General features: G+C 49.2%; 8 protein-coding genes. 3 read left to right on the forward strand and 5 right to left on the reverse strand.

Annotation, left to right across the window (positions count from 1 at the left end; all coding sequences use genetic code 11):
* Nucleotides 1–36: 36 nt before the first annotated feature.
* Nucleotides 37–708, forward strand: coding sequence for a DUF3318 domain-containing protein (locus tag Q0986_RS19460; RefSeq protein ID WP_299414608.1), 672 nt, complete (start codon nt 37–39; stop codon nt 706–708).
* On the opposite strand, the gene Q0986_RS19465 is transcribed toward Q0986_RS19460, so the two are convergent.
* From Q0986_RS19465 to Q0986_RS19485, 5 genes are all read right to left on the reverse strand, one after another.
* Complete coding sequence (locus tag Q0986_RS19465) at nt 696–2,738, reverse strand: ribonuclease R family protein (protein ID WP_299414595.1); 2,043 nt, start codon at nt 2,736–2,738, stop codon at nt 696–698. The two genes, Q0986_RS19460 and Q0986_RS19465, sit on opposite strands and share 13 nt — an antisense overlap.
* A gap of 85 nt (nt 2,739–2,823) precedes the next feature.
* Complete coding sequence (gene rpsR, locus Q0986_RS19470) at nt 2,824–3,039, reverse strand: 30S ribosomal protein S18 (protein ID WP_010480754.1); 216 nt, start codon at nt 3,037–3,039, stop codon at nt 2,824–2,826.
* Nucleotides 3,040–3,077: 38 nt separating this feature from the next.
* Nucleotides 3,078–3,266 (reverse strand): 50S ribosomal protein L33, encoded by a 189-nt coding sequence (rpmG, locus tag Q0986_RS19475; RefSeq protein ID WP_299414598.1) that lies wholly within the window; start codon nt 3,264–3,266, stop codon nt 3,078–3,080.
* A 95-nt stretch (nt 3,267–3,361) separates the two neighbouring features.
* Complete coding sequence (locus Q0986_RS19480; RefSeq protein ID WP_299414600.1) at nt 3,362–4,735, reverse strand: four-carbon acid sugar kinase family protein; 1,374 nt, start codon at nt 4,733–4,735, stop codon at nt 3,362–3,364.
* Complete coding sequence (locus Q0986_RS19485; RefSeq protein ID WP_299414602.1) at nt 4,735–5,283, reverse strand: pyridoxamine 5'-phosphate oxidase family protein; 549 nt, start codon at nt 5,281–5,283, stop codon at nt 4,735–4,737. The genes Q0986_RS19480 and Q0986_RS19485 overlap by 1 nt, the downstream gene beginning before the upstream one ends.
* A 245-nt stretch (nt 5,284–5,528) precedes the next feature.
* On the opposite strand from Q0986_RS19485, the gene Q0986_RS19490 reads away from it, so the two are divergent.
* Both Q0986_RS19490 and Q0986_RS19495 read left to right on the forward strand, forming a co-directional pair.
* Nucleotides 5,529–6,044, forward strand: a complete 516-nt coding sequence (locus Q0986_RS19490) for a hypothetical protein (protein ID WP_299414604.1) — start codon at nt 5,529–5,531, stop codon at nt 6,042–6,044.
* A gap of 116 nt (nt 6,045–6,160) precedes the next feature.
* Nucleotides 6,161–6,823, forward strand: coding sequence for a DUF2834 domain-containing protein (locus tag Q0986_RS19495; protein ID WP_299414606.1), 663 nt, complete (start codon nt 6,161–6,163; stop codon nt 6,821–6,823).
* The last annotated feature ends 91 nt before the right edge of the window (nt 6,824–6,914 follow it).

The following is a 6,914-nucleotide window of genomic DNA, read 5'->3' on the forward strand; positions in this document are numbered from 1 at the left end:
TTTACGATTGTTGTTTATCATTCCACATTTGAATTCATGGTCTACGGAACATCCTCTGCTCGGGCTGAAATGAGTGAACTGCGGCGTCTGCGAACGCTCCTGCCACCTGAGCTGCAAAGCTGGGTGACCGTAGAAGCGACTACAGCCACCAATGCCTCCCTGATTACCTGCGAAGAACTGGGCCAAGATGAAGTCGAAATTCAGATTGACCTGCTGAAGTGGGAACAGTTTGCCAAAGACCAGCGCAATTTGCTGTTTTGGCACCAAGTTGCTCGGATTCAGAACGATACCATTCCCCGTGATGGTTGGGAAATGGCAGCCTTAGCGATTGGTTTAGGGGGAGCCGTGGGGGAATTGTGGGTCCAAGATGGACTTCTGCTGATGTTGGCCTTGGCCCTGTGTGGGGTGTCTGGTTGGCGACTGTATCAGCGCAATAATTCCCAGAAGAGTGTTGATGATCTCACGGCTGCGGATCAAAAAGCGATCGCATTGGCAACCCGGTTTGGCTACACCCTCCCTAATGCCTATAAAAGCTTAGGCAGTGCCTTGAAAATATTGATTGAGCAATCGCCCAGTCGGCGCAATCGCAAGCGCTATGAAACCCGTCTCCAGGCCCTCAAAGACAGTGCTGCAGAAGCAAAAGCCAGAAGCCAATCCATGCGCGCAGAGCAGCGCAATCGGATGCCCGATATGAACTACCCTTCCTGAGAAACCTCAGGCGAGGCCGTGAAACATTCCTGTAATTGAATCCGATCCAGGCGAGGATTCACCGAGGCCACTTTAACATCCAGACGATCTCCCAGCGTCATCGGGTGATCGAGGCGCATCACCAGTTCTAGTCCGAGATCTTCCAGCAGAATGAGGGCCAGGTTCTCATGCTCACGTAGCCATCGCAGCACCATGGCTGGCCAGACCGTTTGACCATGCTGGCGTAAATACTCCAAACTCCAATAGCGATTCGTTTGCCGTTCTAGCAAGGTTGCCTCATAGGCGGCCGTAGTGACGCTGGGAATCAGGGTGGTTAAATCTGTTTTACTAAAAGGCAGTTCCTCATCCCGAAGATGGGCTTTAATTTGGAAATGGGCCACTAAATCCGCATAGCGACGAATGGGGGAAGTCACCTGACAGTAACAATCCAAGCCCAAGCTGGCATGGCGGGCAGGACTAATGCTGACTTCACTGCGAGGCATACAGCTGCGGATGGCACAGTAACGGACAAATCCGGGTGCCAACTGCAATAACTCTTCTTCGGGGGGCAGCTCCGGTTGAGGTTGATGACGGAAGGGCAAGGGTAAATCATGATCTTGGCCGTAGCGGGCTGCCACCTCCCCCGTCAGAATCATCATCTCCGCCACCAGGTTGCGGGAGAGGGAGTCGTAAAGGACTTCAATGTCGACTTTATCGCCCTCGACCTTGATAGATGACTCGGGCATTTGAATGCTGATTGCGCCTTGCGACTTTCGCCAAGCCTGTCGTCGTTTGGCCCAGTCTGCCAAAGCAAGTAGCTCTGATTCAGCCTCAACGCCTAGCTCCAACATTTCATCCACATCGGCATAGGTCAGGCGATAGGTGGGTTGAACCTGGCTGCAGCGAATTTCATAGGACTCGATGGCCCCTTCTTCTGTCAGAATGACACCAAAGCTAAGGGCACAGCAGATTTGGCCCTGGACTAAACTCATCGGTCCCGTAGAGAGTTCCGTTGGGAACATGGGAATCATGCCTGTGGGTAAGTAAACCGTTGTGCCTCGGCGTTGTGCCTCGCGATCTAACTCACCGCCCAGGGTGATCCAGCGACTAGGGTCGGCAATATGGATCCAGACCCGCTGCTTGCCGTCGGGCAGAAATTCTAAGCTAAGGCCATCGTCAATTTCGGAAGTGCTTTCATCATCAATGGTATAGACTTTCAAACTGGTCAGGTCGTAGCGATCAGTATGTAAGTCGGGTGGCGGCATTTTTAGTAATGTCTCAACGGCAGCGAGAACGGACGGAGAAAAGTGAACCGGGGTTTTGCTGCGATAGAGATGTAAATTTTGGTGGGGCCTCCAAACCTTCACATCGACTAACAGTTGGAAGGCAGCGTCAGGTGAGGTGGCTCGTTTTAGGGTTGATAAGACGTCCACCGCAGTGGCTCGGGTGGTGGCTTCATCTCCTAATGCAGCAAATTTTTCTAGCGCTTGGAGATAGGTGCGATCGCATCCTTCCCACTCCACGGTATCACCCGCGATCGCCTGCTCTAATTTTTTGTAAAAAGCGTGTTGCTCTTGCTGACGTTTGGCTTGCTGCTCAATTTGATGCTGCAGCTCCGCTACCTGGTTCGCTGACCGAGGTTCAAAACGGTCCCCTTTTTGCTTAAAGTAGATGCGATCGTCCGTTAGTAAGCAATGGGCCGCATAACAGAGAGGCGGACTTTGATCGGAAAACAACAGCTGAGCTAAATCGGCGGGTTCAACGGACTGGGCGTCTTCCAGCAAAATTTCCCAAGCCACTTCTAGGCTGCTTGGATCAATATAGGATTCAGCTTCTGTCTGAAATTCAGTAATCTCAGAGGGCGTATAGGTTTGCCCTGCAACGACAAAGGTAAATTGTCGAGGATGAAGGGTGTGGGATTGTCCCGTTTGATCAACGACAACCCAATTCTTCTTACCTTCGGGTCGATCGACTACGCCCAATTGAAAGGGACGCTGCCCTTCGGCACAATCGCCCCGTCGTTTGAATTCAATTAATGTTCCTTTCTCCACTCAATTGGCTCATCCAATTTCAGCAGTTATGGCAAGACTGAACTAACCCATAACAGGGGTAGTTCTAGACGTCGATACCGACCCTCTATCCTTCGCGGTTAATGAAAGGAAGTAAAGCCAAGACTCGGGCTTGCTTAATGGCACGGGTTAAATCACGTTGTTGGCGAGCTGTAAGGCCCGTAATCCGTCGAGGTAAAATCTTGCCGCGCTCAGTGATAAAACGACGGAGTAGATCAACATCCTTGTAATCAATCGGATCACCTGGCTTGATCGGAGAAACACGGCGGCGATAGTAAGGCATAAGGGTTTGATAAACGTTGAATAGATGGACAAAGGATACTACTTGATTTCTTTGTGGTTTGTATGCTTATTGCAATGCGTACAAAACTTCTTTAGTTCCAGACGAGACGTGGTATTTCGTCTGTTTTTTGTGGTTGTGTACCGGGATACTCCTGGCGATCGCTTATCGGAGTTGGACCGACATTCGGTACATTCCAATGTGATGATGATCCGAACACCTTTTGCCATGTGCTTTTACCGCGTCAAAACTTCTAATTGGACACAAACGATAATTATCTCATGATTAGTCAATAATCAGCTACCTTTTTTGAGTAATTTGCTGATCATCCAGCTCCCTCTGATCCGTTGTTTCTGTCTAACCGCCGAGACAAGCACTGGTAGACCTTGACTAGATCTGGCGTTTGACCGACATTTCCTGGAAATAAAACAACGGGTAGCTGGGGAAAATTATGCCCCAAACTCGTTTGCACTACACAACATCCCGGCAAAATTTGCCCCAATAGTTGTACAGAGGATAGGTTTAACCCTCGCGATAAAAGGATATTCGAGGTCATTCCCCCTTTGCTGACTAAGTACCCCAGATCAGTGGGCAGTTGCTGGACGATATCTGCTAACAGATTGGCCACCTGGGTGCTAAATCGGAGCCGCTCTGCCAGATTCGTAAAGTTTAGAGGTTGCCGACTCGTGTAAATCACTGGAGTGTGGTGGTGGCGAAAAATGGCATCAATCTGTGCCAAGACTTGGGTTTTGACGTGGTGAGTATCCACTTCGTTCTCTTGAAGAGGCGTGAGGTTCAGTTCGATTCCCTCAATTTGGGGCAAAGCCAATAGGGCTGAGAGCTGAGCCGTTGTTTTCTGGACATAGGAGCCGATGATAAACACGCCAGGGTGATCGCTTTGCACTGTTTTTCCCATTTCTCCTGCCGGAATAGGTTGGGGAGGCAAATTGGCCAATGCCGTCAGCAGACTCGCGGCACTGCGAAATAAGAACCGTTTGCCTTGAGCAGAGGCTGCGAATACCCACTGGGCAAACTGATCTAAATCGGCTTGATGGACTGCATCGACAACCGTATATTGATTGCCTTGCAAGCTCATCAATGGGTTTAAGTCCTCAATAGCCGTTTGATTCACAGAAAACTGTAAGACTTGTGAGGCGGAAACGCGTCCCTCTGTTTTCTCAGCAATATAGTCTGGCAGGAAGCTATGCTGATAACCAAAAATAGGATCTTGGGCAAATTCAGTCTGATGTACAGGAATCATCCGATCTTGGCTCTGGATGTAGTGCATACCATTTTGAGTAATTCTGCCTCCCTCTAAAAAGGCAGGAACTAGGAACTGGGCGTCAAAGGGGCCGAGTTCTGCTGTGATTACGTCTGTTTCTAAGGGGTAATGCCCCCGTAGGGTGGAGTCTGAGCGGCTGACAATTAAATAGCTTTTGCTGCGATCTGTTCCGTCAGCCGTTGATTGGACTTGTGCCATTGCCATGTTTAAATTGCGGCACACTTCCCGAGTGACTTGAGCGGCTTCAGCTGCCGATCGCGCCCGAGTATTGGTGAGGATAAACAGGAGGGGTGATGGATCCAATAATCCCTGACACAGCGTTGCCACATCCCACTGCAGCAATAACAGGCAACTATGGACCGTTTGTGATCCGGTGGGATCGTCATCCAACACCACGATTTTGGGAGAGTATGCCATTAGCCCTCTGCCATCAACCCGGTCGGCAAGCCATCAATGCTGACTTGATTTTTTTGGACTTGATAGTCTCGTAGACCCTCCTCGCCCTTTTTAGTCGCCCAATTGAGCAACTGGTCTCGATCGCCTTGGTACTCGTAAAGGGGAACACCAAACCCACAGGAGGTTTGGACGGATTCGATATGGAGCACAACAATTTGTCGCGTTCCGGGTAGAGGCTCGAAGGATTTGAGTCTGTCGGACCAGGTGCGATCGCACGGACGAATCACTTCTCCTTGCCCATATAATCGCAAAATTAATGGATCGCCCACAAAACTACAAAACATGATCGTCAATCGACCATTCTCAGCGATATGGGCACTGGTCTCACTGCCGCTGCCCGTTAGATCGAGGTAAGCCACTTCCTGAGTGCCAAGACAACGAAACGTATCCATCCCTTTGGGAGACAGATTAATCCGGCCTTGGGTTGGCGCGGACGCTGTAAAGAAGATCTGCTGTTGCTGAATAAAGGATTGTAGGGGCTGAGTCAACTCAGGATAGAATTTCGCCATTGCTCCTCAGAAAAATGATTCTTCAATATTCGCTGCACCTATTCAGCGAGCCTAGAATGATGACGCAATTAGGACAATGTAAAAGGCCCAAAAGTAAAGTTGAGGCTTGAGTCGATTTTAGATCGATACAATGATTGATTATTCTCTGGGGACCAGTCTGATCAACTGTCCTAAATAGACTTGTGCAAATTTCCTTTGTTCTCGATAATATTAGCTGGAAAGTATAAATACTTAGAGATACAATTATGCTCCGACTCAAATCCGCCTTAATCATAGGACTATTAAGCGCCCTTTCCCTTACTGCTTGTAGTGAAGCAGGCGACACTGTTAAAGATGCTGCCGACAAAGCAAAAGATACGGCAGCTGAAACAACCGATAAGGTGACAGATACTGCGGCTGATGCGACTGATAAAGTCAAAGATACTGCCACTGATGCCAAAGATGCTGTTACCGAAACCGTCAATAAAGGAACCGACCTCGTCGCCCTTAAAGATAGCGTTTCTGGCATGAAGGATGGGGTGACCTCCACCTTAGATGCAGCAAAATCTGGAGACTTTGAAACCGCCAAGACTGAGTTTGCCAAAGTACAAGACGCTTGGCCGGCCTTAAAAGAGAATATCAAGCCCGACTCTGCTCAATCCATCCAAGATGGAATTGAGACGGTGAAGACGAGCTTGGGTGAAGGTGAACCCAACCAAGATAAAGTTGTGAGCGGTTTACAAGATTTACTCAAGTCTGTAACCAGCATCAAATTAGGATAGATTTAAACCGCATTATCCATCCTCTAATATGAGCTAGGAGAAAGTATGATTGCTTCCCTAGCTCATTTGCTTATGGGGCGTTTTCTACGGTTGAGAAGGGAGAGTGGGACATCAGCATGGTGCAAAAAATTGGGTTTGGACTGTTATGGCTGGGGTTTAGTGTCTATGCCTTTGTCTTCGCTCCTGCAGACCAGGTCAATTCCCTGGACTTGATTCAAAAGCTGGCGACGATGCATTGGCAAGGTATCAATCCCCTGATTATTGCCCTCTTTAATCTGATGGGTATCTGGCCCATGATCTATGGGAGCGTGCTGTTTGCAGATGGGTGTGAGCAAAAAATTCCAGCTTGGCCGTTCGCCAGCCTGTCCTTTGCCTTTGGAGCCTTTGCTTTGTTGCCTTACCTGGTGCTGCGCCAATCTCCCCAACCTGACCTTGCAGGAGAGTGCAACCGGACTTTAAAGTTTTGGGATAGTCGTGGACTGGGGATTGGGTTATTGGTGGGTGCGATCGCACTCCTCACTTTTGGCCTATCCCAAGGGGACTGGATCGACTTTACTCAACTCTGGCAAACCAGCCGATTTATTCATGTGATGAGCTTAGATTTTTGTATGCTCAGCCTTGTTTTCCCGGCTCTGTTAATCGCTGATGCTCATCGACGTGGTGTATCCACTCAGACTCCCTTGTTTTGGAGTGCGGCCCTCATGCCCTTACTCGGACCGTTGATTTATTTATGCTTACGTCCGTCTCTGTATGGGGGAGCTTCACCCACGTCAACGTGAGTTCGACGAAGAAATAGAGCATGAGAAAAGGCTGGGGCATATATTTGCAGTATGCCGTACCACTTTACCTCAGCCATGTCTATCAGCTTAC

The organism is Acaryochloris sp. IP29b_bin.148 (assembly GCF_028285565.1).
Taxonomy (GTDB): domain Bacteria; phylum Cyanobacteriota; class Cyanobacteriia; order Thermosynechococcales; family Thermosynechococcaceae; genus Acaryochloris.

Coding starts and splice junctions, on each gene's coding strand:
- Q0986_RS19460 (WP_299414608.1), top strand. CDS start 37: ATGGTCTACGGAACATCCTCTGCTCGGGCTGAAATGAGTGAACTGCGG.
- rpsR (WP_010480754.1), bottom strand. CDS start 3,039: ATGCCTTACTATCGCCGCCGTGTTTCTCCGATCAAGCCAGGTGATCCG.
- rpmG (WP_299414598.1), bottom strand. CDS start 3,266: ATGGCAAAAGGTGTTCGGATCATCATCACATTGGAATGTACCGAATGT.
- Q0986_RS19480 (WP_299414600.1), bottom strand. CDS start 4,735: ATGGCATACTCTCCCAAAATCGTGGTGTTGGATGACGATCCCACCGGA.
- Q0986_RS19485 (WP_299414602.1), bottom strand. CDS start 5,283: ATGGCGAAATTCTATCCTGAGTTGACTCAGCCCCTACAATCCTTTATT.
- Q0986_RS19490 (WP_299414604.1), top strand. CDS start 5,529: ATGCTCCGACTCAAATCCGCCTTAATCATAGGACTATTAAGCGCCCTT.
- Q0986_RS19495 (WP_299414606.1), top strand. CDS start 6,161: ATGGTGCAAAAAATTGGGTTTGGACTGTTATGGCTGGGGTTTAGTGTC.